The following is a 23,627-nucleotide window of genomic DNA, read 5'->3' as shown; positions in this document are numbered from 1 at the left end:
CCTTAGCCTTGGGATCATGAAGCTCACCAAGCGGCTGCATTCCTGCGTTCAGTTGGAGAAGGACGGGCGCACGCTCGTCATCGACCCGGGCGCCTTCAGCGAACCGGACGCGGGCCTGGGGGCGGACGCCCTGCTGGTCACGCACGAACACCCCGACCACTTCGAGGAGGGCCGGCTGCGGGCCGCCCTCGACGCCGATCCGGCGGTCGAACTGTGGACCCTGCGCAGCGTCGCGGAGAAGCTCGCCCCCGCCTATCCGGGCCGGGTGCACACCGTCGGCCACGGCGACGCCTTCACCGCGGCCGGGTTCGAGGTCCAGGTGCACGGGGAGCTGCACGCGGTGATCCACCCGGACATCCCGCGCGTCACGAACGTCGGCTACCTCGTGGAGGGTTCCCTCTTCCACCCCGGGGACGCGCTGACCGTGCCCGGAGTACCCGTCGAGACCCTGATGGTCCCGGTGCACGCCCCCTGGAACAAGGTCTCCGAGGTCATCGACTACCTCCGCGAGGTCAAGCCGCGCCGGGCCCTGGACATCCACGACGCCTACCTCGCCGACATCGCCCGGCCGATCTACGACAACGTCCTGGGCGCCCTCGGGGGCACCGACCACGGGCGACTCACCGCGGGGGACTCCGCCGAACTGTGACTGTCGGTGCCGGGCGGTAGGTTGGCGCGTATGCGTATCGCCACCTTCAACGTCAACTCCATCACCGCCCGGCTGCCGCGCCTGCTGGCCTGGCTGGAGAGCTCCGGCACGGATGTCCTGTGCATCCAGGAGACCAAGTGCTCGGAGGCGCAGTTCCCCTACGCCGAGCTGCGCGAGCTGGGCTACGAATCGGCGGTCAACGCCACCGGCCGCTGGAACGGCGTCGCCCTGCTCTCCAAGGTCGGCCTGGAGGACGTGGTCCTCGGACTGCCCGGCGGGCCCGACTACGAGGGCGTCCAGGAGCCCCGCGCGATCTCCGCCACCTGCGGCGGGGTCCGGGTCTGGTCGGTGTACGTGCCGAACGGGCGCGAGGTCGAGCACGACCACTACGGCTACAAGCTGGAGTGGTTCCGCTCCCTGGCCACGGCCGTCGCCGAGGACGCGGCCGGTCCGCGCCCCTTCGCGGTGCTCGGCGACTTCAATGTGGCCCCGACCGACGAGGACGTCTACGACCCGGCCGTCTTCGCGGGCCTCACCCATGTCACCCCCGCCGAGCGGGCCGCCCTGGAGGCGCTGCGCGCCGCCGGCCTCTCGGACGTGTTCCCGCGCGCGCTGAAGTACGACCGTCCCTACACCTTCTGGGACTACCGGATGCTCGCCTTCCCCAAGAACAAGGGCATGCGCATCGACCTGGTCTACGGCAACGAGGCCTTCACGAAGGCCGTCACCGACTCCTACGTCGACCGCGAGGAGCGCAAGGGCAAGGGCGCGTCCGACCACGCGCCCGTCGTCGTGGACCTGGACCTCGGCGTCTGAGGATGTCCGGACCGGCGGATCCAGGCGCGCCCTGTGGTCAGCGGCGGATCCTGGTGCGACGCTGGGCGGTATGAACATCCCTTTCCTGGGCAACTGGCTGAACCGAAGCGAAACGGAACAGGGTGCGGGACTCGCCGCCGCCCTCGCGGACGACCCCGAGGGTGTCGCCGAGTTGTTCTCGGAGTGCGAGATGCTGCGCGTCCAGGCACGGGCGGCCGGGCTCGAACTCGATGAGAGTCAGGCCTCGTTGGAGGCACTGGACCAGCTGATGCCGCGCTGGCGGCGGGATCCCGAGGCGGTGCCCTGGCTCGGCAACGACGCCGGCTTCTATCTCGGGACGGTGATCATCCGGACCGTTCCGGGGACCGCCTGGCTGGTGTGGCCCGACGGCCGGCCGGTGATCCGGCTGGCCTCGGGCCGGGAGCTGAACGTGATCGAGTCGGGCGTGTCCTGGGCGATGACGGGGTCCCCCGAGCTCAGCCAGGCCTACGCGGAAGCCTCCGAAGGCTGACGTTCCGGCGTGTCGTGGTCCCTCTCGCGTGCGAAGTGCCCTTCCGTACCTGGATAGTTTGCGCCGGCCCCGACGCATCGCGACCGGGACCGGGAACGACTTCGAGAACGACTCCGACAAGTGGGCAGGGCAGCACATGGCCGTCGAACCGTTGATCGAGCTGCGGGACGTCAACAAGCACTTCGGTGCGCTGCACGTACTGCGGGACATCGACCTCACCGTCGGCCGCGGGGAGGTGGTGGTGGTCATCGGCCCCTCCGGTTCCGGGAAGTCCACCCTGTGCCGGGCGATCAACCGACTGGAGAGCGTCGAGTCGGGCACGATCCTGATCGACGGGGAGGCGCTGCCCGCGGAGGGCAAGGAGCTGGCCCGGCTGCGCGCCGAGGTGGGGATGGTCTTCCAGTCCTTCAACCTGTTCGCGCACAAGACCGTGCTCGCCAATGTCTCGCTCGCGCAGGTCAAGGTCCGCGGCCGCAAGCGGGGCGAGGCGGACCGGCGCTCCCGGGAGCTCCTGGAGCGGGTGGGCCTCGCCGACCAGGCCGAGAAGTTCCCGGCCCAGCTCTCCGGCGGTCAGCAGCAGCGCGTGGCGATCGCCCGCGCCCTCGCCATGAACCCCAAGGCCCTGCTCTTCGACGAGCCCACCTCGGCACTCGACCCGGAGATGATCAACGAGGTGCTGGAGGTCATGCGGCAGCTCGCCCGCGAGGGCATGACCATGATCGTGGTCACCCACGAGATGGGCTTCGCCCGCTCCGCCGCGAACCGCGTGGTCTTCATGGCCGACGGACAGATCATCGAGGACCGCACCCCGGAGCAGTTCTTCACCGCCCCGGAGAGCGACCGGGCCAAGGACTTCCTCTCCAAGATCCTCAAGCACTGACGGCACCGGGCACGGGCACCGAGCACCGCCGGCCGTGGATCACTGCTCGCGCAGCGGCACCGACACATAGCTGGGGTCGGTGCGCGGCGAGGAGAAGGTCAGCTGCGCGCCGAGCGGGTTGTGCTCGATGTACAGCGGGTCGACGGTGTCGACGACGAGGGCGAGCCGGTGGCCCGCGGGGACGTCGTAGGCGGTGGAGAACAGCTCCAGGTCCACCCCGAAGGCCTGGCCTGGGGTCTTGCCGTGGAAGGTGTACGGGGCGTTGCTGACGAGCTTGCCGATGCCGAGCGGGCCGACGTCGTAGAGGTACGCGACGAAGGTGCCGTCACCCTTGGTGGGGGTGACCGTGGTGTGCAGCTTCGCGGTGCCGCGGATCCGGCGCGTCCGGTCGTGGCGCTCCGACTGCCAGACGGCCGCGAAGGCCCGGGGCAGGAGCGGGACGGAGGCGATCGGCGGCGCCTTGACGAACTGGTCGAGGGCGCTGGACAGGAGCAGGATGCCGCCGTTGGCGCCGGAGTCGACATTGGCGAAGAGGTGCTCGCTGTCGGAGAGGGCGAGCTTCTCGGTGCCGCCGGCGCCGACCGACTTCCAGTCGGCGTAGCCCTCGTAGCCACCGTCGCTGCGGGACTTGATCTGTACCGGGGCCTCGGTGTCGACGCCGTTGCGCTCGCCCTTGAGGTAGCGGTCGAACCAGCGGTGCGCGTTGGTCCAGGTGTCGTTGGGCAGCCCGAGCAGGCCGGTTCCCTCGGCGGTGGCGTGGTCCCCGGGCCGGAACTCCAGACGCTTGGGTCCGGTCAGCCGCTCGTAGAACTTCGCGTACTGGTCGGGCGGGAAGATGGTGTCGCCCCAGGCGTTGCCGAGCATGATCGCGGCGCCGTTGGCGTTGATCCGGTCCACCTGCTCGGAGGCCGAACGCCGCCTGCCCCACTCGATCATCTCCTGCTCCTTGTCCAGCCGGGAGCCGAGGAAGTTGCCGAGCAGCGTCTTCAGTTCGGGTCCGGGGCGGCCGGTGAGGTATCCGGCGGCGCCGAGCATCGCGGCGGCCTGGACGTGCTGGGTGCGACCGGAGTAGATGGACTCGATCAGGTCGGCCCAGCCGCTCATCGCGACCACGGCCTTGACACGCGGGTCCTGGGCGGAGGCCAGCAGGGTGATGCCGGCGGCGTACGAGACCCCGCCGAGGCCGATGCGGTCCGCGTCGGCGGGGGAGTTGGCGAGCGCCCAGTCGATGACGGCGCTGACGTCGGCGATGTCCGGCGGGCCGGCCACCTCGATCTCGCCGCCGGAGAGCCAGAAGCCGCGCGAGGTGTAACTGACCACGACGTAGCCGGAGTCGGCGAGCTTCTTGGCCTGGGCGATGTATTCGATCTGCGGCAGGCCCCAGCTGGTGGGCAGCACGATCAGCGGGTACTTGCGGCCGCTCTCGGCCCCGGCCGGGGTGAAGACGTTGCCCTTGAGGGTGATTCCGCCGTGCCCCGGGATGTCGTGGAAGCGCACCTGCGACGAGGCGTCGGCGGCGGCTGCCACGGTGGTGGCGGGCGCCGCCTGGGCCTGGTGGGGGGTCAGGCCCAGGGCGGTCGCCGCCAGCAGGGTCGCCACGGCCGCGGCGGTGGTGGTGCGGTGCATCTCTCGCTCCTCGCGTACGCCGGGGTTGTCAAAGTGACCCGACGGTAACGGGAGCGAGTTACCCAAAGTAACCCGTGAGTAAGTTACGCACTGGTAACGATTGGATGCCAGGGGTGGACCGGCCCGCGCGGAGCGGCCGTCAGCCGTTCTGCGGGGTGCCGGACTGGGCGCTCTTGGCCTTCCACTGGTCCCAGGTCAGGTTCCACTCGCCGTAGCCGTTGCCGATGTCGGCGTTGCCCTTGGAGCCCTCGCCGACCACCTCGAAGGCGTCACCGATCTGGGACTGCGCGAAGAAGTCCTTGGCGTTGGCGTCGCTCATCCCCACACAGCCGGAACTGCTGTTGGAGCGGCCGAAGTTGGCCTCGTTCCACGGGGCGGCGTGCGCGTACATGCCCGACCAGGTCAGCCGCATCGAGTAATCGACCATCTTGTCGTAGGCGTTGTCCAGGCCCACCGTCTGGGAGTCCATCCGGATGGTGCCCTCCTTCGACATGATCACCATCTTCCCGGACCAGGACGCCTTCTTGCCGCCCGGAGTGCCCGCCGAGATCGGGATCGTCTTCTGCGTCTGGCCGTCCTCCGTCACCGTCAGCTTCTTGGTGTCGAGGCTGACCTGGACCCGACGGTCCTTTCCGATCTTGAACTCGGTGTTGTAGTCCCGGGCGAACATCCCCCCGCCCTTGCCGGAGTCCACACCGTTCAGGTGCATCTCGACCTTCACGTCGGTGCCGGACTTCCAGTAGTCCTTGGGCCGCCAGTCGACGCGGTCGTTGCCGGAGTGGTCCTTGATCCAGCCCCACGAGCCCTCGGTGTTGTTCGAGGTGGTGACCTTGAGCTGCTTCTCCACCTCGGCCTTGTTCGTCACCGGGTTGTCGAAGACGAGCGACACGGGCATGGCCACGCCCACCGTGCTGCCCTTGGTGATGTTGATCGAGACCTTGTTCACCTTGTCGGCGGCGCTCGTCCTGAACTGCGTGGTGGCGCTCTGGCTGTCGGTGTTCTGCGCCTCGACCTTGTACTCCGCGCCGGCCGGGGCGTTGCGCTCCGAGGTCCAGCTCTTCCCGTCGTCGGCTATCTTCCCCGGCAGCTCCGCGCCCTTGGCGTCGGTCACCTTCACCTGGGCCAGCTTGCCCTCGGCGACGGTCACCGTCACCGGCTGGCCCGCCTTCACCTGATCGCCCGTGAGGTTCACCGAGACCGCCATGGGCGCCTTCGGCTTCGCGTCGTCCTTGCCCTTGTCGTCGCCACCACCGTCGCTCCCGCCCGAACAGGCGGTGAGCGCGGCGGCCAGAAGTGCGGTGCCCGCCATGGCGGTGCGGCGTATACGGCTCAACGAAGGGCCCTTTCCAGGAGCGGTGGGGAGTGACGTTCGCAAAGGGAGATGCCAACGACCCGACTTTAGGTTCCGTGATCGGCACAAAACCTCGTCCTTTCCCTTGTGACGTCGACCGCAGCGAAACGGTCATCATCCGGTCACAAACGCCGCGCACGGCGGTCACGGGCGGCTGTGAGAGTCCTGTGAGAGACCGTCAGGACGACAGGAAGGCCGTCTGCCGTGTGCGCACTGCTCGTGACCCCCGCCCAGCAGGACCATGACCAGGACCGGGAGCTCCGCGTGCGTGCCCTGTCCGTCTCGGAATACCAGGCGTTCCTTTCCCGCCACGGCGGGGCGAGCTTTCTCCAGTACCCGTCCTGGGCGCGCGTAAAAGACCTTTGGCGCTCGGAAAGGGTCGGTTGGCACTATGCGGACGGCCAGATTCAGGGCGCCGGTCTGGTGCTCTATCGGCAATTCCCCGGCACCCGGAAATACTTCGCCTACCTTCCCGAGGGCCCCGTCGCCGACTGGTCCGATCCGCACATCGACCGCTGGCTGAACCCGCTCATGCGCCACCTGCGCTCCGCCGGCGCCTTCGCGGTCCGCATCGGCCCCACCCCCGCCTACCGGCGCTGGGACGCGACCACCGCCAAGGCCGCCTCCGGGCCCGGCCGACAGATATCCGACGTGCTCGCCACCGAGGTCGACCCGGTGGGCGCCGCCCTCGCCGACCGGCTGCGCACCCGCGGCTGGACGCGGTGCGGCGGCGAGGACGACGGCGACGCCCAGCCCCGCCACGTCTTCCGCGTCCCACTGGCCGGCCGCACCCTCGACGAGGTCTGGGCGGGCCTCAACCAGGAATGGCGGCGCAACGTACGCAAGGCCACGAAGTCCGGCGTGGAGACGGTCATCGGCACCGCCGCGGACCTCCCCGAGTTCTACCGCCTGCTGCGCATCACCGAGGAGCGCGACGGCTTCCGCCTCGGCCGCTCCCTCGCGTACTACGAGCAGCAGTACCAGGTCCTCAACGAGGAGGCACCCGGCCGCATGCGGCTCTACCTGGGCATCCACCAGGGCGAGATCCTCGCCGCCCACACGATGATCACCGCCGGGGAGCGGGTCTGGTACCAGACCGGCGCCTCCGCCGACCACCGCCGCGAGGTACGCCCCAGCAACGCCCTGCAGTGGCGCATGATGTGCGACGCCCACGCCCTCGGCGCACAGGAGTACGACATGCGCGGGGTACCCTCCACCCTTGACCCCTCGGCGCGTTCGTACGGGCTGCTGCGCTGGAAGCTCGGCACCGGCGGACAGGTCGTCGAGACGCTGGGAGAGTGGGAGATACCGATGGACGGAGTCGCCAACACGGCGCTCTACAAGGCGTTCCAGGCCTACCTGGCCCGCCGGTGACCGCCACCGACACCGACAGCGGCACCAGAGCGGACACCGCACCGGCGAGCGCCGGAGCGTCCTCGGGCAAGACCTCCGTCCTGCGCAGCGGCGCCCTCATGGCGGCCGGTTCCGTCGTCTCCCGCGCCACCGGCTTCATCCGCTCCGCCGTCGTCGTCGCGGCGCTGGGCACCGAGTTCCTCGGCGACAGCTACGCCGTCGCCAACACGGTCCCGAACATCATCTACATGCTGCTCATCGGCGGCGCGCTCAACGCCGTCTTCGTACCCGAGCTGGTCCGGGCCGCCAAGGAGCACGCGGACGGTGGATCCGCCTACACCGACCGGCTGCTCACCGCCTGCACCGTCGCCCTCCTGGCGCTCACCGCCGCCGCCGTCCTCGCCGCCCCGCTGATCGTCTCGGTGTACACCCCCTACGACGGCGCCCAGGCGAGCACCACCGTGGCCCTGGCCCGGTACTGCCTGCCGCAGATCCTCTTCTACGGACTCTTCACCCTGCTCGGGCAGGTGCTCAACGCCCGCGGCCGGTTCGGCGCCATGATGTGGACCCCGGTCCTCAACAACCTCGTCATCATCGGCGTCTTCGGGCTCTTCCTCCACCTCTCCCACGACGGGGCGGCCGGCCTCACCGCCGACGAGACCCGCCTCCTGGGTCTCGGCACCACCCTCGGCATCGTCATCCAGGCCCTCGCCCTCGTCCCCTCGCTGCGCGCCGCCCGCTTCCGCTGGCGCCCCCGCTTCGACTGGCGCGGCAGCGGCCTCGGCCGCCCGCTGCGCAACGCGGGCTGGACCGTCATGCTCGTCCTCACCAACCAGATCGCCTACTGGGTCGTCACCCGGCTCTCCACCACCACCGGCCGGCACGCCGTGGACGCCGGACTCGCGGGCGGCGCCGGCTACACCGCCTACAGCAACGCCTACCAGCTGTGGATCGTCCCGCAGGGCATCATCACCGTCTCCCTCGTGACCGCCCTGATGCCCCGGATGAGCGCGGCCGCCACCGACGGCGACCTCGCCGCCGTGCGCCGCGACATCTCCTACGCCCTGCGCTCCAGCGCGGCCCTCGTCGTGCCCGCCGCCGCGCTCTTCGCCGCCCTCGCCCCCTGGGTGATGGGCAGCGTCTTCGGGTACGGCCGCACCGACGCCGCCGACATCGAGGTCATGGCGGGCATGCTCATCGCCTTCGCGCCCGGCCTGATCGCCTTCTCCGCGCAGTACGTCCTCTCGCGCGGTTTCTACGCCCTCTCCGACACCCGGACCCCCTTCTTCCTGAACCTGGTCATCGCCGCGCTCACCGCCGGGCTGTCCGCCGCCGCCTACGTCCTGCTGTCCCCGCGCTGGGCCGTCACCGGCATGGCCGGCGCCTCCTCCGTCGCCTTCCTCTCGGGCGCCGCCGTCACCGCCCACACCCTCACCCGGCGGCTCGGCCCGCGCGAGGGCACCCGTACGCAGCGGCGCGCGACCGCCGTACGGACCCACCTGCGGCTCCTGGTCGCCTGCGCACCGGCGGCCGCCGCCGCGTACGCGACCGCCCGCGCCACCGAGCGGTTCGGCGACTTCGCCGCCGTCGGGGCGGGAACCGCCGCCCTGGCCCTCGTCGTCGTCATCCTCGCCGGGCCGCTGCGCCTGACGGAGATCACCGACATGCTGGACTCCCTGAGGCGCAGGACCGGCCCACAGCGGAGGTAAGGCCCCGCAACACCTTTGGGATACTGACCGGATGCCACGCGTACTGCTGATCGAGGACGACCCTTCCATCCGCGAGGGGGTCGGCCTCGGCCTGCGCCGCCGGGGCCACGACGTGAGTTCCGCCGAGACCGGAGAGGAAGGGCTGGCGCTGATGGGCGGCTTCCGCCCCGAGCTCGTCCTGCTCGACCTGATGCTGCCGGGCATCAACGGCGTCCAGGTCTGCCGCCGCATCCGCGAGACCAGCCAGGTGCCGATCATCATGCTCACCGCACGCGGCGACGACTTCGACATCGTCGTCGGCCTGGAGGCCGGCGCCGACGACTACATCGTCAAACCCGCCCGCACCGAGGTCATCGAGGCCCGCATCAAGGCCGTCCTGCGCCGGCTCAGCGACCCGGTGGGCGCCCGCCCGGGAGTCGAGCGCCACGGTGAGCTGAGCATCGACCGCGCCGGGCTGAGCGTCGCCAAGAACGGCGAGCGCGTGCCCCTGGCCCCCAGCGAGATCAAGCTCCTGCTGCACCTGTCGGCCTCGCCCGAGCAGGTCTTCTCCCGCCAACAACTCCTTGAGTACGTGTGGGACCACAGCTACCACGCCGACGCCCGGCTCGTGGACGCCTGCGTCCGCCGGCTGCGCACCAAGGTCGAGGACCCCGACGCGAGCCCCCGCTACATACAGACCGTGCGCGGCTTCGGCTACCGCTTCGGTCCGCTGTAGGCGACCGTGCGACGGATAGCGCCGCTGGGCCTGCGCACCCGACTGATCGCCGCCTTCCTGCTGGTCGCCGCGATCAGCGCGGTGACCACGGCCGCCCTCACCTACCAGCAGGCGCGCAACGCGATCCTCAAGCAGACCCAGGACACCGCCATCAGCACCCTGCGGGACCAGGTCGAGCAGCAGGAGTTCCGGCTTCCGCTGGACCAGCAGGAGGTCCAGCGCATCGTCATCGAACTCGGCAAGCGCGGCAAACCGCACCCGTGGATCATCTTCGGCGAGTACGGCAGCGTGCGGGTCTCCACCAACCCCGGCACACCGACCTCCAGCGTCATCACCGACGATCTGCGCAGGAAGGTCCGCAGCCACGACTACACCGCCTTCCAGCGGGTCGAGGACCAGCGCGGCAACCCGTGGCTCACCGTCGGGGTCCCCGCCTTCATCGAGCACAACGGCTCCACCGAAGCCACCGGCGCCGTCTTCTACGCCAGCGTCCCGCTCGCCACCGAGAAGCAGACCGTCGAAGCCATGGTCGACGCCGCCAAGCAGGGCGCCGTCCCGGGGCTGGCCATCGCCATCGTGCCCGCCCTGCTGGCCGCCCGTAGCGTCCTGCGGCCGGTCCGCGACATGCGCCGGGCCGCCCAGAACCTCGGCCGCGGCCGCCTCGACACCCGGATCGAGGTCAGAGGCGCCGACGAGCTCGCCGGACTCGCCCGCACCTTCAACGAGACCGCCCGCGCCCTGGAGCAGTCCGTACGCGAACTCCAGGACGCCGAGGTCCGCGCCCGCCGCTTCGCCTCCGACGTCTCCCACGAACTGCGCACCCCCCTCGCCGGGATGCTCGCCGTCACCGAGGTCCTCGACGAGGACGCCGAACGCCTCGACGCCGACACCGCCAAGGCCCTGCGCCTGGTCAGCGCCGAGACGGGCAAGCTCGCCGTCCTCGTCGAGGACCTGATGGAGATCTCCCGCTTCGACGCCCGGGCCGCCGAGCTCAACCTCGACGACGTGGACATCGCCGAAGCCGTGCGCAAGACCCTGGAGCGCCGCCACTGGGTCGACGACCGCGTCGTCACCGAACTGCCGGACCGGGTACGCGCCCGCCTCGACCCGCGCCGCTTCGACGTGATCCTCGCCAACCTGGTCGGCAACGCCCTCCGCCACGGCGGCGCGCCCGTACGCGTCACCGTACGGACCGCACCGGGCGAGCACGGCGAACGGCTCCTGATCGACGTCGCCGACAGCGGACCCGGCATCGCCCCCGAGGTACTGCCGCACATCTTCGACCGGTTCTTCAAGGCCGACGCGGCCCGGACCCGCTCCGCCGGCAGCGGACTCGGCCTCGCCATCACCCTGGAGAACGTCCGCCTGCACGGCGGCACCCTCCTCGCGGCCAACGGGCCCACCGGGGGAGCGGTCTTCACCCTCGACATGCCGCTGGAGGCCCACGCGTGACCGGGCACGGAACGAGATCCCGGGCGGCCGCGGCCACGGCGACGCTGGTCGGCTGCGCCCTGCTGCTCACCGGATGCGGGATCAAACGCACCGATGTGATCGACAGCGGCCACTCCGCCACCGTCAAGGTCTCCGGGGGCAACAAGAGCAACTTCCTCTACTTCGTGGCCAAGGACGGCGACCGGCTCGCCCCGAGCCCCTTCAGCCTGGCGGAGGGCTACCGGCTCAACCCCGTGGTGCTGTTGCGGCTGCTGCTCGACGGCCCCCGCGGCCGGGCCGCCGAGGTCGGGCTCACCACGGCCCTGCCCCGGCTGCCCGCCGGACAGGAGGAACAGATGGCGGTGAGCCCGTACACGCACGAAGGAACGACGGTCCGGGTGCCGTTCGCCGTGGGCGACCTGTCGGACCTGGCCCGCATGCAGATCGTGTGCACCATCGGCACCGCCGTCCTGACGGACACCCGCAGCCCCGTCATCCTGCAGGGCACCGACACCACCCTCCCGGCCGCCGACTGCGACCGGAAACGCTGACCGCCACGGCGCACCCCCCGGCCGTGGCACCGCACCCTTGCGGCCGGGGGCGCCCACCCGTCACGGTGGCCCCATGGACCACGCCGCGGACGTCCCCGACGTCTTCGACCCCCGCATCTACGCCTCCGGCATCCCGCACGAGCGCTACCGGCTGCTGCGCGAGCGGCACCCCGTGGCCTGGCAGCCGGAACCGGAGATCCAGGGCTGGCCCGCCGGCCCCGGCTTCTGGGCCGTCACCCGCCACCGCGACGTCGTACGGGTCCTGCGCGACCACCGGACGTACTCCTCCTGGCTGGGCGCCACCCAGATCCGCGACCCCGACCCCGCCGACCTGCCCTTCCTGCGCCGCACCATGCTCAACCAGGACCCGCCCGAGCACGGCCGGCTGCGGCGGCTGGTGTCCCGCGCCTTCACCCCCGCCCGCGTCGACGCCTTCGCCGCGCGGGTACGCGAGCGCGCCCGCACCCTGCTCGCCGCCGCCCGCCACGACGCCGAGGACGGCTCCGTCGACCTCGTACGCGCCGTCACCGACACATACGCGCTGCTGAACCTCACCGACCTGCTCGGCGTCCCGGACACCGACCGGGCCCTGCTGCTGGAGTGGACCGTACGGATCATCGGGTACCAGGACCCCGACGACGTCCCCGAGCCGCTCCTCGGCCCGGACGGCACCCCGCTCAACCCGCGCTCCCCGGCCCTGCTCGGCGAGATGTTCGCGTACGCCCGCGAACTGGCCGACCACAAGCGCGCGCACCCCGGCGACGACGTGATGACCGCCCTCGCCGAGGCCCGGCTCGACCCGGCCGAACTGGAGATGTTCTTCTTCCTGCTCACCGTCGCCGGCAACGACACCGTCCGCAGCGCCGCCCCCGGCGGCCTGCTCGCCCTGGCCGAGGCCCCGGACGCCTACCGCCGACTCGCCGACGGATCCGTCCCGTTCGACCGGGCCGTCGACGAGCTCCTGCGCGTCCACCCGCCCGTGCTCAGCTTCCGCCGCACGGCCGCCGTCGACACCGACCTGGCCGGTCAGCCGATCCGCGCCGGGGACAAGGTGGTGGTCTTCCACGCCTCCGCCAACCACGACGAGCGCGTCTTCGCCGACCCGGGCCGCCTGGACCTGGCGCGGACGCCCAACCCGCACGTCTCCTTCGGGGACGGCCCGCACGTCTGCCTCGGCGCCCACTTCGCCCGGCTCCAGCTGCGCACCCTCTACGAGGAGTGGTGCGCGGCCATGCCCGCGCCCGAGCTGGCGGGACCGCCGCGCCGGCTGGTCTCCAACTTCATCAACGGGATCACACGGCTGCCGGTTCGGGTGTCAGGGCGGCCCGGGTGACATCGGCGGCGAGCTCGGTCACATCGGGGCCGTAGGCATCGGAGTTGACCACCTTCAGCACCAGGCAGAAGGGATCCTTCTTGTACGTGCGGGCCAGCCGCTCGTGATGGCGGGCGAGATAGCGGGCCGCGGCCTGGTTGCTGACCGCCGTCTGCCCGGACAGCAGGAAGACGGGACGGCCGCCCTGGGCGCCCGTCAGCCTGGCGAGCAGCACGTACTCCACCCGGCCCTTGGCCCACCGGTAGCTCTCGCCGCCCACCTGGATCGCGCCCCGGTCCTCGTGTTCCTGGGTGTCGACGTTCACCCGTACCCCCGGCAGCATCGAGGCCAGGTGCGCCACCGTACGGGTGTTGGACGTCGGGCCGCCGACGCAGAACTCGGCACGCTCGCCGAAGCCCTGACGCGCCTCGTCGTGCGTGACGATCTGGACGTTGGCCCCGCAGTCCTTGATCAGCGCGGATATCTCCAGCAGCGCGAACGCGTCGTTGCGGTGCACCGACGACTCCTTGCCGCCCATCTGCCGGTTGACCACGAACAGGCACTCGGCGCCGGCCGGCAGTCCGAAGAACCCCTGCTTGCGGCGCAGCGAACGGCGCCACAGATAGGTCCGGGCGAACCAGCCGAACCCGCCGCTGACGGCGGTGGCTATCACCCCGAGCACGATGTTGCGCACGTCGTCGTTCATGCGGCGGATGGTAGCGGCCGGGTGGCCTTCCTGACGCGGGGGGTGCGGTGAAGTTACGCTGCGCCGACCAGATCTGACAAGCCGTCGACCGGAGGAACCGGATGCGTGCTCCCGCCGCACGTCAGTTAGCGCTCGTCGCCCTCGCCGGGGCGCTCGTCTCCACCGGGGCCGCGGCCCCGCCCACCACGACCACCCCACCGGCCAAGGTGCCGGTCGCCGCCGGCTACGGCGGGGCCGTCGCCAGCGTCGACGCCGACGCCTCCGCCGCGGGCATCGCCGTCCTGCGCTCCGGCGGCAACGCCGTGGACGCGGCGATCGCCACCGCCGCCGCGCTCGGGGTGACCGAGCCCTACTCGGCGGGCATCGGCGGAGGCGGCTACTTCGTGTACTACGACGCCCGCTCGCGCCGGGTGCACACCATCGACGGCCGTGAGACCGCCCCCGCCACGGCCACCGAGACCCTCTTCCAGGAGAACGGCCTGCCCATCCCCTTCGCGGAAGGCCAGACCAGCGGCCTCGGCGTCGGTGTGCCCGGCACCCCCGCCACCTGGAAGAGCGCCCTCGACGCCTGGGGCACCCGCCCGTTGGACACACTGCTGAAGCCCGCCGAGAAGCTGGCCCGCGACGGCTTCACGGTGGACGCCACCTTCCGGGCCCAGACCGAGCTCAACCAGGACCGCTTCAAGGACTTCCCGGCCACCGCGAAGCTCTTCCTGCCGGGCGGCGCCCTGCCGGGGGTCGGCACCACCTTCAAGAACCCGGACCTGGCCGCCACCTACGCCGAACTCCGCCGCAAGGGGACCGGCGCCCTCTACCGCGGGCCCCTCGCCGAGGACATCGTCCGGGCCGTGCGCACGCCCCCCGTGGACCCGGCGGCCACCCGCAAGGTCCGCCCCGGCGACCTGACCACCGCGGACCTGCGGGCGTACGCCACCAAGCGGCAGGACCCGACGCGGGTGGGCTACCGAGGTCTGGACGTGTACAGCATGGCGCCCTCCTCCTCCGGCGGCACCACCGTCGGCGAGGCGCTGAACATTCTGGAGCGGACGGACCTCTCGAAGCTGTCCGAGACGCAGTACCTGCACCGCTTCATCGAGGCCTCGCGGATCTCCTTCGCCGACCGGGGCCGCTGGGTCGGCGACCCGGCGGCCGTGGACGTGCCCACGCGCGAGCTGCTCTCGCAGCGGTTCGCCGACTCACGCGGCTGCCTGATCGCGCCCGACCGTACGCTGACCAGCCCGCTCGCCCCCGGTGACCCGCGCCACCCGGCGCCCTGCGGCGGCTCCGGCCAGGCCGCCCCGACCCCGTACGAAGGGGAGAACACCACCCACCTGACGGCCGCCGACCGCTGGGGCAACGTGGTCTCCTACACCCTGACCATCGAATCCACCGGCGGCAGCGCCATCACCGTCCCGGGCCGCGGCTTCCTGCTGAACAACGAGCTGACCGACTTCTCCTTCGCCCCGGCCGCACCCGGGGTCCCGGACCCGAACCTGCCCGGCCCCGGCAAGCGGCCGCGCTCCTCCATGGCCCCGACGATCGTGCTGGAGGACGGCCGTCCGGTGCTCGCGGTGGGCTCCCCGGGCGGCGCCACCATCATCACCACCGTGCTGCAGACCCTGATCGGCCACCTGGACCGGGGTCTTCCGCTGGTCGAGGCGATCGCCGCACCGCGGGCCAGCCAGCGCAACCAGACCACCACCGAGCTGGAGCCGGGCCTGTGGAACAGCCCGGTGCGCGCGGAGCTGGAGGCGATCGGCCAGGCCTTCCGGCAGAACCCGGAGATCGGCGCCGCGACCGGCGTGCAGCGGCTGCCGGACGGCCGCTGGCTGGCGGCGGCCGAGACCAGCCGCCGGGGCGGCGGCTCGGCGATGGTGGTCCACCCGCACGGGAGGCCGTAGCGACACTGCCCAGGGGGCGCCTAGAGCGCGGTGAGGATCCGCGGACCGTCGGCGGTGATCGCGACCGTGTGCTCCGAGTGGGCGGCGCGACTGCCGTCGACGGTGCGCAGCGTCCAGCCGTCCGCGTCGCAGGTGTAGTCGTCCGTACCGCCCGCGATCAGCATCGGCTCGATGGCGAGGACCAGGCCGGGACGCAGCGGCATCCCGCGTCCCGGCGGGCCCTCGTTGGGCACGCCCGGGTCCTCGTGCATGCTGCGACCGATGCCGTGGCCGCCGAAGCCGTCGGGCACCCCGTACCCGGCGGCCCGGCAGGTCGCGCCGATGGCGTGGGCGATGTCGCCGATCCTGTTCCCCGGTACGGCGGCGGCGATCCCGGCCGCGAGGGCCGCCTCGGAGGTCTCGATCAGCCGGAGGTCGGCGGGGCGGGCCCGACCGACCGTGAAGCTGACGGCCGCGTCGCCGGCCCAGCCGCCGAGCAGCGCCCCGAAGTCGGCGCTGACCAGGTCGCCGTCCTGCAGCGGGTGCTCGCCGGGGATGCCGTGCACGATCGCGTCGTTGACCGAGAGACACACCGAGGCGGGGAAGGGCACCGGTGCGAACCTCGGCCGGTAGCCCAGGAAGGGCGAGGTGGCGCCGGCCTCGCGGAGCACCTCGCGGGCCACCCGGTCCAGGTCCAGCGGGGACACCCCCACGTCGGCGGCCTCCCGTACGGCGGCCAGGGCGCGGGCGACCACCCGGCCCGCGGCCCGCATCTCGTCGATCTCTCGGTCCGTCTTCAGTTTCACCATGCCAATAACTATACCGGTATAAGAATAACGGGATAGTTATTGGTGTGCGGGGTAGGATGACGCCATGGTCCGTACCCCCCTCACCCCCGAAGAGCGCGAGCGCGGCGAGCGGCTCGGCGTCCTGCTGCGCGAGGCCCGCGGCGACCGGAGCATGGTCGAGGTCGCCGCCGGCGCCGGGCTCTCCGCCGAGACCCTGCGCAAGATCGAGACCGGCCGGGCGCCCACCCCCGCCTTCTTCACGGTCGCCGCCCTCGCCGCGGCCCTCGGCCTCTCCCTGGACGACCTGCTCCGCCGCTGCGTCGTCGTCCCGGTCTAGGGCCTGTCCTTCGGATCATGCCGGGCCCGAGCCTGCCGTTCGGGCGGGCCCGCAGGCCAGACGGACCAATCCGCGGTGGGAGGTCCGAGGCGCGGGGCAAGCGTGAAGGCGTGTCAGCCATGAACGCATCCAAGCGCGTCGGATTCGCAGTCGTCGGCGCCCTCTTCGCGGGCGGCCTGCTGCTCGCCGCCTGCGCCGCCCCCGAAGGCCACGACGCCGGCGACGTGGTCTTCCACCACCCCGGCGTCGTCGTCAGCCACGGCGGGCTCCGGCAGGCGAAGCAGATGGTCGCGGCCGGCAAGGAACCCTGGTCCTCGGCCTACCGGTCACTCCTGACCAGCCGCTACGCCTCGCTCGACTACACCCCGCACCCGGCCGACGTGGTGCCCTGCCCCTTCAACAGCGGCCCGCAGTCCTGCCTCGACGAACGACAGGACGCGATCGCCGCCTACACCCACGCCCTGCTGTGGTCGGTGAACGGCCGGACCGCCCACGCGCGCAAGGCCGTACAGATCATGGACGCCTGGTCGGCCGTGATGAAGACGCACCGCGAGGACAACGCCGCACTCCAGGCCGCCTGGTCCGGATCCAGCTGGGCGCGCGCCGCCGAGATCATGAACGCCGACTACCCCGACTGGGGGCAGTCGCGGGTCGACCGGTTCAAGCGGATGCTGCGCACGGCCTACCTGCCGGCCGTCCGCACCCAGGTGCCCGCCTACAACGGCAACTGGGAACTGGCCATGACCGACGCCGCCGTCTCCATCTCCGTCTTCCTGGAGGACCAGGAGATCTTCCGGGAGTCGCTGGAGCGGTTCCGGGCGCGCGTGCCCGCGTACTTCTACCTCCGGTCGGACGGCCCGCGCCCGATGGCCCCGCAGTACGCCGCCATCCGCACCGCCGACCAGGTCAAGGCGTACTGGTTCGACCAGGGCACCTACGTCGACGGCATCGCCCAGGAGACCTGCCGCAACCTCATGCACGTCGGCTACGCGCTCGCCGCGTCCGCGCACATCGCCGAGACCGCCTGGCACCAGGGCGTCGACCTGTACGGCGAGCAGTCCGCCCGGCTGCGCACCGCGCTGGAGTTCCACGCGAAGTACCAGCTCGGGGCCGAGGCCCCGCCGTGGCTGTGCGGGGGCAAGGTGGAGCGGACCATGGGGCCCGACCTGGAGGTGGCCCTGCACCACTACGAGACACGGACCGGCGCGAAGCTCCCGTACACCCGCGCCCTGGTCGAGAAGACCCGGCCGGCCGGGACGGACGAGCTGTTCGTGGCCTGGGAAACGGTCAGCCACGGAGAGGCGCCTTGATCGGCAGGACACGCCCTAGGGTTCGGTCATGGATCTCGAAGAGTTCGGCAGGGCGCGGTACGTCAGTCTCACCACCTTCCGCAAGGACGGCACGCCCGTGGCGACGCCGGTGTGGGCGGTGGCCGACGCGGGTGAGCTGTACGTGTGGACGCGCAGCGATTCGTGGAAGGTCAAGCGGATCCGCAACAACGGGCGGGTCACCGTCACCGCGTGCGACATGCGCGGGCGCGTCGAGGAAGGGGCGCAGGCGCGGGAGGGTGAGGCCCGGCTGCTCGACGAGGCGGGTCTGCGGCGGGTGCGGAAGCTGATGTCGCGCAAGTACACCTGGCAGTTCTGGTTGGTGGACGTGCCCGCCGCCCTGGCGCGGCGCGGCAAGCGCCCGCACACCGCGATCGCCGTCAAGCTTTGAGATTCCCGTAGCCCGCCCGTAACACGGGTGGGGTCCAATGCGGTCATGGAGACCGCGACTTCGCTGGCGATCAGTCAACTCTCTGGATATTTGCGGGGATTGACACAGAGGCTGGATCCCGGGGCAGGCTGGTACGGGGAGTTCGTGCGCAGGGATCCGGAGGGCCTGAAGGCCTGTCTCGACGGGGCGGCGATGCCTCCGTGGGACGTGGTGGAATCGCTGCTGCGGGACCTGGCCGGGGCCCGGGGCGCGGAGTTCGCGGCGCGGGAGACCGTATACGCGGCCCAGCTGCGGGCGGCGGCCGTCGCCGTGTGGGACCGGCTGCCGGGCGGCGAGGGCGAGCTGCGGTCCCTGCTGGCGGCGGCCGCGGAGCAGCGGGCCGCATCGCAGACGGCCCTGCGGAGCCTGACCGTACGGCTCGGCCGGGCCGCCGACCGGGCCGAGACGGACGCCCTCACCCGGGAACTTTCCTGGGCCCAGGACGACGTGGCCCGCGCGGCGGCCCGTCACGAGGATCTGGCGGCCCGACTTCGGGCCCTGCGGGCGGGCCCCGAAGGCCCCTGGCCGATGCGGCAGGAGACCGCGCAGTGGCTGCCCGGGGTGCCCCGGCAGCGGGAGGCCCGCCCCGAACAGGGCCCTGGATCGCACCCCGCACCGCCCTCGGAGCCGGGTCCCGCACCACGTCCCGGGCCGGAGGTCGCCCCTTCCGAGGAGCCCCCGGCGCGGGCCGAGGCGCCGGTGGGCCGGGCCGAGGGGCGCTGGCTGCGAGGTGCCCGGCGCGCCGGAGGCGCCCGGTACGCGGGCTCGGCGGCCCCCACGGCTCCGGCGTTCACCCCGCCGCCGGGGCACCCCGGCGGGGACGGCACTCCGGGCGGCCTTCCCGGTGCGGCGCTCCCCGCGCCGCGCGGAGCCCGCTTCGGTGTCCCGGACGCGCCCGCACCCGAACCCGGGGCTCCCGGCGGCGGCGAGGCCGCGCCGCACCCCGTATCCCGCCCCGTACCCCGTCCCGAGCAGGCGCCGGGACCCTCGGCCGGTGTCCCCGGAGCGGTCGCCGCCGCCCTGCTCGCCCTGCGCGCCCAGGGCCGCAGCGGTGAGGCGCACGTCCTGCTGTGCGAGGCCGCGGCCCGGCCCGCCGAGCAACTGCCCGCACTGGCCGCCGAGCTGACCCGGGCCGGGCTCGCGGCCGACTGGGCGACCCTGCTGTGGGAGGCGGCCTCCCTCCCGCCCGAGCGGCTCGCGGCGGCAGCGGCCGCCCTCGGCGCCGCCGGCCGGGAGGCCGACTGCGACGCCCTGCTGCGCCAAGGCGTCTCCCGCCCGGCCTCCGAGGTCGCCGACGCGGCACTCGCCCTCGACGGCGCCGGCCGGATCCGCGAGGCGGACGCCCTGCTCGGCGCCTTCGTCCGGGTGCGCACCGCCGAGGAGGCGGCCGGCCTGGCCCGGCACGATCCGCGGTGGTTCGCCCCGAGGCTGCTCCGGGCGGCCCGGGCGCTGCCCGGACCCCGGCACCGCGACCTGCTCCACGCGCTGCGGGTGGCGGGCATCGCGGATGCGTAGGGGTACTGATCCGCTCGTCTCCTGACCGCATTCGACCGCGTGGCGACGTAACGTGATCGACTACTCCAACCGCGCACGGCGCTCTTGCCCCACGCTGTGACGAGGCCTACGTTCTACTCCCTACGTACACCGTCTACGTGCGTAGAACTCGGCGTTCCCGTCGCGAGGAGCAGCTCATGGCCCAAGTCGTCCGCGCCGCGCTGGTCCAGGCCACCTGGACCGGAGACACCGATTCGATGATCGCCAAACACGAGGAGTACGCCCGCCGGGCAGCCGCCGAAGGCGCGCAGATCATCGGCTTCCAAGAGGTCTTCAACGCCCCCTACTTCTGCCAGGTCCAGGAGCCCGAGCACTACGCGTGGGCCGAGGCCGTCCCCGACGGCCCGACCGTACGCCGTATGCAGGACCTCGCCCGCGAGACCGGCATGGTGATCGTCGTACCGGTCTTCGAGCTGGAGAGCGAGGGCTTCTACTACAACACCGCCGCCGTCATCGACGCCGACGGCAGCTACCTGGGCAAGTACCGCAAGCACCACATCCCCCAGGTCAAAGGTTTCTGGGAGAAGTACTACTTCCGCCCGGGCAACCTGGGCTGGCCCGTCTTCGACACCGCCGTCGGCAAGGTCGGCGTCTACATCTGCTACGACCGCCACTTCCCGGAGGGATGGCGCCAACTGGGCCTGGCCGGAGCCCAACTGGTCTACAACCCCTCCGCCACCTCCCGAGGCCTGTCCGCGTACCTGTGGCAGCTGGAGCAGCCGGCGTCGGCCGTCGCCAACGAGTACTTCATCGCCGCGATCAACCGGGTCGGCCAGGAGGAGTACGGCGACAACGACTTCTACGGCACCAGCTACTTCGTCGACCCGCGCGGTCAGTTCGTCGGGGACGTCGCCAGCGACAAGGACGAGGAACTCGTCGTCCGCGACCTCGACTTCGACCTGATCAAGGAGGTCCGCGACCAGTGGGCCTTCTACCGCGACCGCCGTCCCGACGCCTACGGAGGGCTCGTACAGCCGTGACCAACCCGACCCCGCTCCACAGCCGCCACCGCACCGTCCTGCCCGACTGGCTCGCGCTCTACTACAAGCACCCCATCGAGCTCACCCACGGCGAGGGCCGCCACGTCTGGGACGCCGACGGCAACCGCTACCTCGACTTCTTCGGCGGCATCCTCACCACGATGACCGCCCACGCCCTGCCCGAGGTCACCAAGGCCGTGTCCGAGCAGGCCGGGCGGATCATCCACTCCTCCACCCTCTACCTCAACCGGCCGATGATCGAGCTGGCCGAGCGGGTCGCCGCCCTCTCCGGCATCCCCGACGCCCGGGTCTTCTTCACCACCTCCGGCACCGAGGCCAACGACACCGCCCTGCTGCTCGCGACCACGTACCGCCGCTCCAACCAGATCCTGGCGATGCGCAACAGCTACCACGGCCGGTCCTTCTCCACCGTCTCGATCACCGGGAACCGCGGCTGGTCCCCGACCAGCCTCTCCCCGCTGCAGACGTACTACGTCCAGGGCGCGGTCCGTACCCGAGGCCCCCTCGCCCACCTGGACGACGCCGCCTTCACCGCGGCCGCCGTCGCGGACCTGGAGGACGTGCTCGGCCAGGCCCGCGGGGGAGTGGCCGCCCTCATCGCCGAACCCGTCCAAGGCGTCGGCGGCTTCACCTCCCCGCCCGACGGCCTCTACGGAGCCTTCCGCGAGGTGCTGGACCGCCACGGCATCCTGTGGATCAGCGACGAGGTGCAGACCGGCTGGGGCCGCACCGGCGACAACTTCTGGGGCTGGCAGGCCCACGCCCAGAACGGCCCGCCGGACATCCTCACCTTCGCCAAGGGCATCGGCAACGGCATGTCCATCGGCGGCGTCGTGGCCCGCGCCGAGGTGATGAACTGCCTGGACTCCAACTCCATCTCCACCTTCGGCGGCTCCCCGGTCACCATGGCGGCCGGCGTCGCCAACCTCGCGTACCTGCTGGAGCACGACCTCCAGGGCAACGCCCGCCGCGTCGGCGGCCTGCTCCTGGAGCGGCTGCGCGCGATCGCGGCCACCGTGCCCGCCGTACGGGAGGTCCGCGGTCGGGGCCTGATGGCCGGCCTCGAACTCACCAGGCCGGGCACCGACGAGGCCGACCCGGACGCGGCCGCGGCCGTCCTGGAGGCGGCCCGCGAGGGCGGCCTGCTGCTCGGCAAGGGAGGCGGGCACAACACCAGCGTGCTGCGCATCGCGCCGCCGATGTCCCTCACCGTCGCCGAGGCGGAAGAGGGCGCCGAGATCCTCGAACAGGCCTTGCGCAGCATTTGAGTAGGGGGATCACATGAGCATCCGCACCCTGATCCGCGGCGGCCTCGTCGTCACCGCCTCCGACGAACTGCACGCGGACGTCCTGATCGAGGACGGCCGTGTGGCGGCGCTGGCCGCACACGGCTCGGCGGCCGCCGAGGCCTGGACGGCCGACCGTACGATCGACGCGACCGGGAAGTACGTCATCCCCGGCGGGGTCGACGCGCACACCCACATGGAACTTCCCTTCGGAGGCACCTCGGCCTCCGACACCTTCGAGACCGGAACCAGAGCCGCCGCCTGGGGCGGCACCACCACGATCGTCGACTTCGCCGTGCAGAGCGTGGGCCACTCCCTGCGCGAAGGCCTCGACACCTGGTACGCCAAGGCCGACGGCAACTGCGCCGTCGACTACGCCTTCCACATGATCCTCTCGGACGTCAACGAGAGAACGCTCAAGGAGATGGACCACCTCGTCGGCGAGGGCGTCACCTCCTTCAAGCTGTTCATGGCCTACCCCGGGGTCTTCTACAGCGACGACGGGCAGATCCTGCGCGCCATGCAGCGCGGCGCCGCCAACGGCGGGCTGATCATGATGCACGCCGAGAACGGCATCGCGATCGACGTCCTCGTCGAGCAGGCACTCGCCCGCGGGGAGACCGACCCCCGCCACCACGGCGAGGTCCGCAAGGTCCTGCTGGAGGCCGAGGCCACCCATCGCGCCATCCAGCTGGCGCGGGTCGCGGGCGCCCCGCTGTACGTGGTCCACGTCTCGGCGCAGGAGGCGGTCGCGGAACTGGCCGCCGCCCGGGACAAGGGGCTCCCGGTCTTCGGGGAGACCTGTCCGCAGTACCTGTTCCTGTCCACGGACAACCTGGAGGAGCCCGACTTCCAGGGCGCCAAGTACGTCTGCTCCACCCCGCTGCGGCCGAAGGAACACCAGGCGGCACTGTGGCGGGGCCTGCGGACCAACGACCTCCAGGTGGTCTCCACCGACCACTGCCCCTTCTGCTTCCGTGGCCAGAAGGAACTGGGCCGGGGCGACTTCTCCAAGATCCCCAACGGGCTGCCGGGGGTGGAGAACCGCATGGACCTCCTCCACCAGGCCGTCCTGGACGGGCACATCAGCCGCCGACGCTGGATCGAGATCGCGTGCGCGACCCCGGCCCGGATGTTCGGCCTCTACCCGCAGAAGGGCACCATCGCGCCGGGCTCCGACGCCGACATCGTCCTCTACGATCCGCACGCCGAGCAGGTCATCTCCGCCGAGACGCACCACATGAACGTGGACTACTCGGCGTACGAGGGCAGGCGGATCACCGGACGCGTCGACACCGTGCTCTCGCGCGGCGAACTCGTCATCGACCAGCGCGAATTCACCGGCCGGGCCGGCCACGGGGCCTTCGTCCCCCGCTCCACCTGCCAGTACCTGTAAAGCTCAAGGAGCCGCCC

22 protein-coding genes are annotated in these 23,627 nt (G+C 71.8%); 18 read left to right on the top strand and 4 right to left on the bottom strand.

All coding sequences use genetic code 11. The features are described 5' to 3' along the window. The first annotated feature begins 16 nt into the window (after positions 1 to 16). The 4 genes from ACWG52_RS08070 to ACWG52_RS08055 all read left to right on the top strand — a co-directional run bounded on the left by ACWG52_RS08070 (position 17) and on the right by ACWG52_RS08055 (position 2,856). On the top strand, positions 17 to 649 hold the full coding sequence (locus ACWG52_RS08070; RefSeq protein ID WP_033218164.1) for an MBL fold metallo-hydrolase: 633 nt from the start codon (positions 17 to 19) through the stop codon (positions 647 to 649). 30 nt (positions 650 to 679) lie between these two features. Then, positions 680 to 1,465, top strand: a complete 786-nt coding sequence (locus tag ACWG52_RS08065; RefSeq protein WP_161288355.1) for an exodeoxyribonuclease III — start codon at positions 680 to 682, stop codon at positions 1,463 to 1,465. Positions 1,466 to 1,535: 70 nt separating this feature from the next. Next, on the top strand, positions 1,536 to 1,976 hold the full coding sequence (locus ACWG52_RS08060) for a DUF6278 family protein (protein ID WP_389814197.1): 441 nt from the start codon (positions 1,536 to 1,538) through the stop codon (positions 1,974 to 1,976). A gap of 136 nt (positions 1,977 to 2,112) precedes the next feature. Then, complete coding sequence (locus ACWG52_RS08055; protein ID WP_453129052.1) at positions 2,113 to 2,856, top strand: amino acid ABC transporter ATP-binding protein; 744 nt, start codon at positions 2,113 to 2,115, stop codon at positions 2,854 to 2,856. Between the two features lie 39 nt (positions 2,857 to 2,895). On the opposite strand, the gene ACWG52_RS08050 is transcribed toward ACWG52_RS08055, so the two are convergent. Then, positions 2,896 to 4,482: a CocE/NonD family hydrolase gene (locus ACWG52_RS08050; protein ID WP_389814200.1), complete on the bottom strand. Its 1,587-nt coding sequence runs from the start codon at positions 4,480 to 4,482 to the stop codon at positions 2,896 to 2,898. Positions 4,483 to 4,621: 139 nt separating this feature from the next. Further along, positions 4,622 to 5,791 (bottom strand): L,D-transpeptidase, encoded by a 1,170-nt coding sequence (locus tag ACWG52_RS08045; protein ID WP_389814254.1) that lies wholly within the window; start codon positions 5,789 to 5,791, stop codon positions 4,622 to 4,624. Positions 5,792 to 6,037: 246 nt separating this feature from the next. Here ACWG52_RS08045 and ACWG52_RS08040 point away from each other — a divergent pair, with 246 nt between their 5' ends. The 6 genes from ACWG52_RS08040 (at position 6,038) to ACWG52_RS08015 (ending at position 12,925) form a co-directional block, all read left to right on the top strand. After that, positions 6,038 to 7,207, top strand: coding sequence for a lipid II:glycine glycyltransferase FemX (locus ACWG52_RS08040; RefSeq protein ID WP_389814203.1), 1,170 nt, complete (start codon positions 6,038 to 6,040; stop codon positions 7,205 to 7,207). Further along, entirely contained in the window at positions 7,204 to 8,895 is a 1,692-nt protein-coding gene (gene murJ, locus ACWG52_RS08035; protein WP_453128299.1) for a murein biosynthesis integral membrane protein MurJ, read from the top strand. Before ACWG52_RS08040 ends, murJ begins: the two co-directional genes overlap by 4 nt. A gap of 31 nt (positions 8,896 to 8,926) precedes the next feature. Beyond that, positions 8,927 to 9,610, top strand: a complete 684-nt coding sequence (locus ACWG52_RS08030; protein ID WP_389814209.1) for a response regulator — start codon at positions 8,927 to 8,929, stop codon at positions 9,608 to 9,610. A 6-nt stretch (positions 9,611 to 9,616) separates the two neighbouring features. Further along, on the top strand, positions 9,617 to 11,062 hold the full coding sequence (locus ACWG52_RS08025) for a sensor histidine kinase (protein WP_266353847.1): 1,446 nt from the start codon (positions 9,617 to 9,619) through the stop codon (positions 11,060 to 11,062). After that, positions 11,059 to 11,592, top strand: coding sequence for a hypothetical protein (locus ACWG52_RS08020; protein ID WP_389814213.1), 534 nt, complete (start codon positions 11,059 to 11,061; stop codon positions 11,590 to 11,592). Before ACWG52_RS08025 ends, ACWG52_RS08020 begins: the two co-directional genes overlap by 4 nt. A 73-nt stretch (positions 11,593 to 11,665) precedes the next feature. Next, entirely contained in the window at positions 11,666 to 12,925 is a 1,260-nt protein-coding gene (locus ACWG52_RS08015) for a cytochrome P450 (RefSeq protein ID WP_389814216.1), read from the top strand. On the opposite strand, the gene ACWG52_RS08010 is transcribed toward ACWG52_RS08015, so the two are convergent. Continuing rightward, on the bottom strand, positions 12,885 to 13,610 hold the full coding sequence (locus ACWG52_RS08010; RefSeq protein ID WP_266353849.1) for a hypothetical protein: 726 nt from the start codon (positions 13,608 to 13,610) through the stop codon (positions 12,885 to 12,887). The two genes, ACWG52_RS08015 and ACWG52_RS08010, sit on opposite strands and share 41 nt — an antisense overlap. A 101-nt stretch (positions 13,611 to 13,711) precedes the next feature. Here ACWG52_RS08010 and ggt point away from each other — a divergent pair, with 101 nt between their 5' ends. Then, entirely contained in the window at positions 13,712 to 15,511 is a 1,800-nt protein-coding gene (ggt, locus tag ACWG52_RS08005) for a gamma-glutamyltransferase (RefSeq protein WP_389814219.1), read from the top strand. Positions 15,512 to 15,531: 20 nt separating this feature from the next. Here the strand turns inward: ggt and map are convergent, their stop codons facing one another. Further along, on the bottom strand, positions 15,532 to 16,299 hold the full coding sequence (map, locus tag ACWG52_RS08000; RefSeq protein WP_390169273.1) for a type I methionyl aminopeptidase: 768 nt from the start codon (positions 16,297 to 16,299) through the stop codon (positions 15,532 to 15,534). Positions 16,300 to 16,363: 64 nt separating this feature from the next. On the opposite strand from map, the gene ACWG52_RS07995 reads away from it, so the two are divergent. The 7 genes from ACWG52_RS07995 to hydA all read left to right on the top strand — a co-directional run bounded on the left by ACWG52_RS07995 (position 16,364) and on the right by hydA (position 23,610). Further along, positions 16,364 to 16,615: a helix-turn-helix domain-containing protein gene (locus ACWG52_RS07995; protein ID WP_389814226.1), complete on the top strand. Its 252-nt coding sequence runs from the start codon at positions 16,364 to 16,366 to the stop codon at positions 16,613 to 16,615. A 119-nt stretch (positions 16,616 to 16,734) separates the two neighbouring features. Continuing rightward, complete coding sequence (locus tag ACWG52_RS07990) at positions 16,735 to 17,925, top strand: alginate lyase family protein (protein ID WP_453128295.1); 1,191 nt, start codon at positions 16,735 to 16,737, stop codon at positions 17,923 to 17,925. A gap of 28 nt (positions 17,926 to 17,953) precedes the next feature. Continuing rightward, on the top strand, positions 17,954 to 18,334 hold the full coding sequence (locus ACWG52_RS07985; RefSeq protein ID WP_033218194.1) for a PPOX class F420-dependent oxidoreductase: 381 nt from the start codon (positions 17,954 to 17,956) through the stop codon (positions 18,332 to 18,334). A gap of 99 nt (positions 18,335 to 18,433) precedes the next feature. Next, complete coding sequence (locus ACWG52_RS07980) at positions 18,434 to 19,888, top strand: hypothetical protein (protein WP_390136938.1); 1,455 nt, start codon at positions 18,434 to 18,436, stop codon at positions 19,886 to 19,888. Positions 19,889 to 20,064: 176 nt separating this feature from the next. Next, positions 20,065 to 20,907, top strand: coding sequence for a nitrilase-related carbon-nitrogen hydrolase (locus tag ACWG52_RS07975; protein ID WP_030714627.1), 843 nt, complete (start codon positions 20,065 to 20,067; stop codon positions 20,905 to 20,907). Further along, positions 20,904 to 22,196, top strand: coding sequence for an aspartate aminotransferase family protein (locus ACWG52_RS07970; protein WP_390136936.1), 1,293 nt, complete (start codon positions 20,904 to 20,906; stop codon positions 22,194 to 22,196). The genes ACWG52_RS07975 and ACWG52_RS07970 overlap by 4 nt, the downstream gene beginning before the upstream one ends. Before the next feature lie 13 nt (positions 22,197 to 22,209). Further along, positions 22,210 to 23,610: a dihydropyrimidinase gene (hydA, locus tag ACWG52_RS07965; RefSeq protein ID WP_390136934.1), complete on the top strand. Its 1,401-nt coding sequence runs from the start codon at positions 22,210 to 22,212 to the stop codon at positions 23,608 to 23,610. The last annotated feature ends 17 nt before the right edge of the window (positions 23,611 to 23,627 follow it).

The sequence above is a fragment of the Streptomyces sp. CLCI03 genome (genome assembly GCF_053615355.1).
The sequence above is the reverse complement of the archived record's forward strand: the minus strand, read 5'-3'. Positions and strand labels throughout refer to the sequence as shown.

What these genes read in the sequence shown, in the direction of transcription:
- ACWG52_RS08060 (WP_389814197.1), top strand. Translation starts at nt 1,536, where the DNA reads ATGAACATCCCTTTCCTGGGCAACTGGCTGAACCGAAGCGAAACGGAA.
- ACWG52_RS07985 (WP_033218194.1), top strand. Translation starts at nt 17,954, where the DNA reads ATGGATCTCGAAGAGTTCGGCAGGGCGCGGTACGTCAGTCTCACCACC.
- hydA (WP_390136934.1), top strand. Translation starts at nt 22,210, where the DNA reads ATGAGCATCCGCACCCTGATCCGCGGCGGCCTCGTCGTCACCGCCTCC.
- ggt (WP_389814219.1), top strand. Translation starts at nt 13,712, where the DNA reads ATGCGTGCTCCCGCCGCACGTCAGTTAGCGCTCGTCGCCCTCGCCGGG.
- ACWG52_RS08055 (WP_453129052.1), top strand. Translation starts at nt 2,113, where the DNA reads ATGGCCGTCGAACCGTTGATCGAGCTGCGGGACGTCAACAAGCACTTC.
- ACWG52_RS08030 (WP_389814209.1), top strand. Translation starts at nt 8,927, where the DNA reads ATGCCACGCGTACTGCTGATCGAGGACGACCCTTCCATCCGCGAGGGG.
- ACWG52_RS08065 (WP_161288355.1), top strand. Translation starts at nt 680, where the DNA reads ATGCGTATCGCCACCTTCAACGTCAACTCCATCACCGCCCGGCTGCCG.
- ACWG52_RS07975 (WP_030714627.1), top strand. Translation starts at nt 20,065, where the DNA reads ATGGCCCAAGTCGTCCGCGCCGCGCTGGTCCAGGCCACCTGGACCGGA.
- ACWG52_RS07995 (WP_389814226.1), top strand. Translation starts at nt 16,364, where the DNA reads ATGGTCCGTACCCCCCTCACCCCCGAAGAGCGCGAGCGCGGCGAGCGG.
- ACWG52_RS07990 (WP_453128295.1), top strand. Translation starts at nt 16,735, where the DNA reads ATGAACGCATCCAAGCGCGTCGGATTCGCAGTCGTCGGCGCCCTCTTC.
- map (WP_390169273.1), bottom strand. Translation starts at nt 16,299, where the DNA reads ATGGTGAAACTGAAGACGGACCGAGAGATCGACGAGATGCGGGCCGCG.
- ACWG52_RS08045 (WP_389814254.1), bottom strand. Translation starts at nt 5,791, where the DNA reads ATGGCGGGCACCGCACTTCTGGCCGCCGCGCTCACCGCCTGTTCGGGC.
- ACWG52_RS08015 (WP_389814216.1), top strand. Translation starts at nt 11,666, where the DNA reads ATGGACCACGCCGCGGACGTCCCCGACGTCTTCGACCCCCGCATCTAC.
- ACWG52_RS08070 (WP_033218164.1), top strand. Translation starts at nt 17, where the DNA reads ATGAAGCTCACCAAGCGGCTGCATTCCTGCGTTCAGTTGGAGAAGGAC.
- ACWG52_RS08010 (WP_266353849.1), bottom strand. Translation starts at nt 13,610, where the DNA reads ATGAACGACGACGTGCGCAACATCGTGCTCGGGGTGATAGCCACCGCC.
- ACWG52_RS08050 (WP_389814200.1), bottom strand. Translation starts at nt 4,482, where the DNA reads ATGCACCGCACCACCACCGCCGCGGCCGTGGCGACCCTGCTGGCGGCG.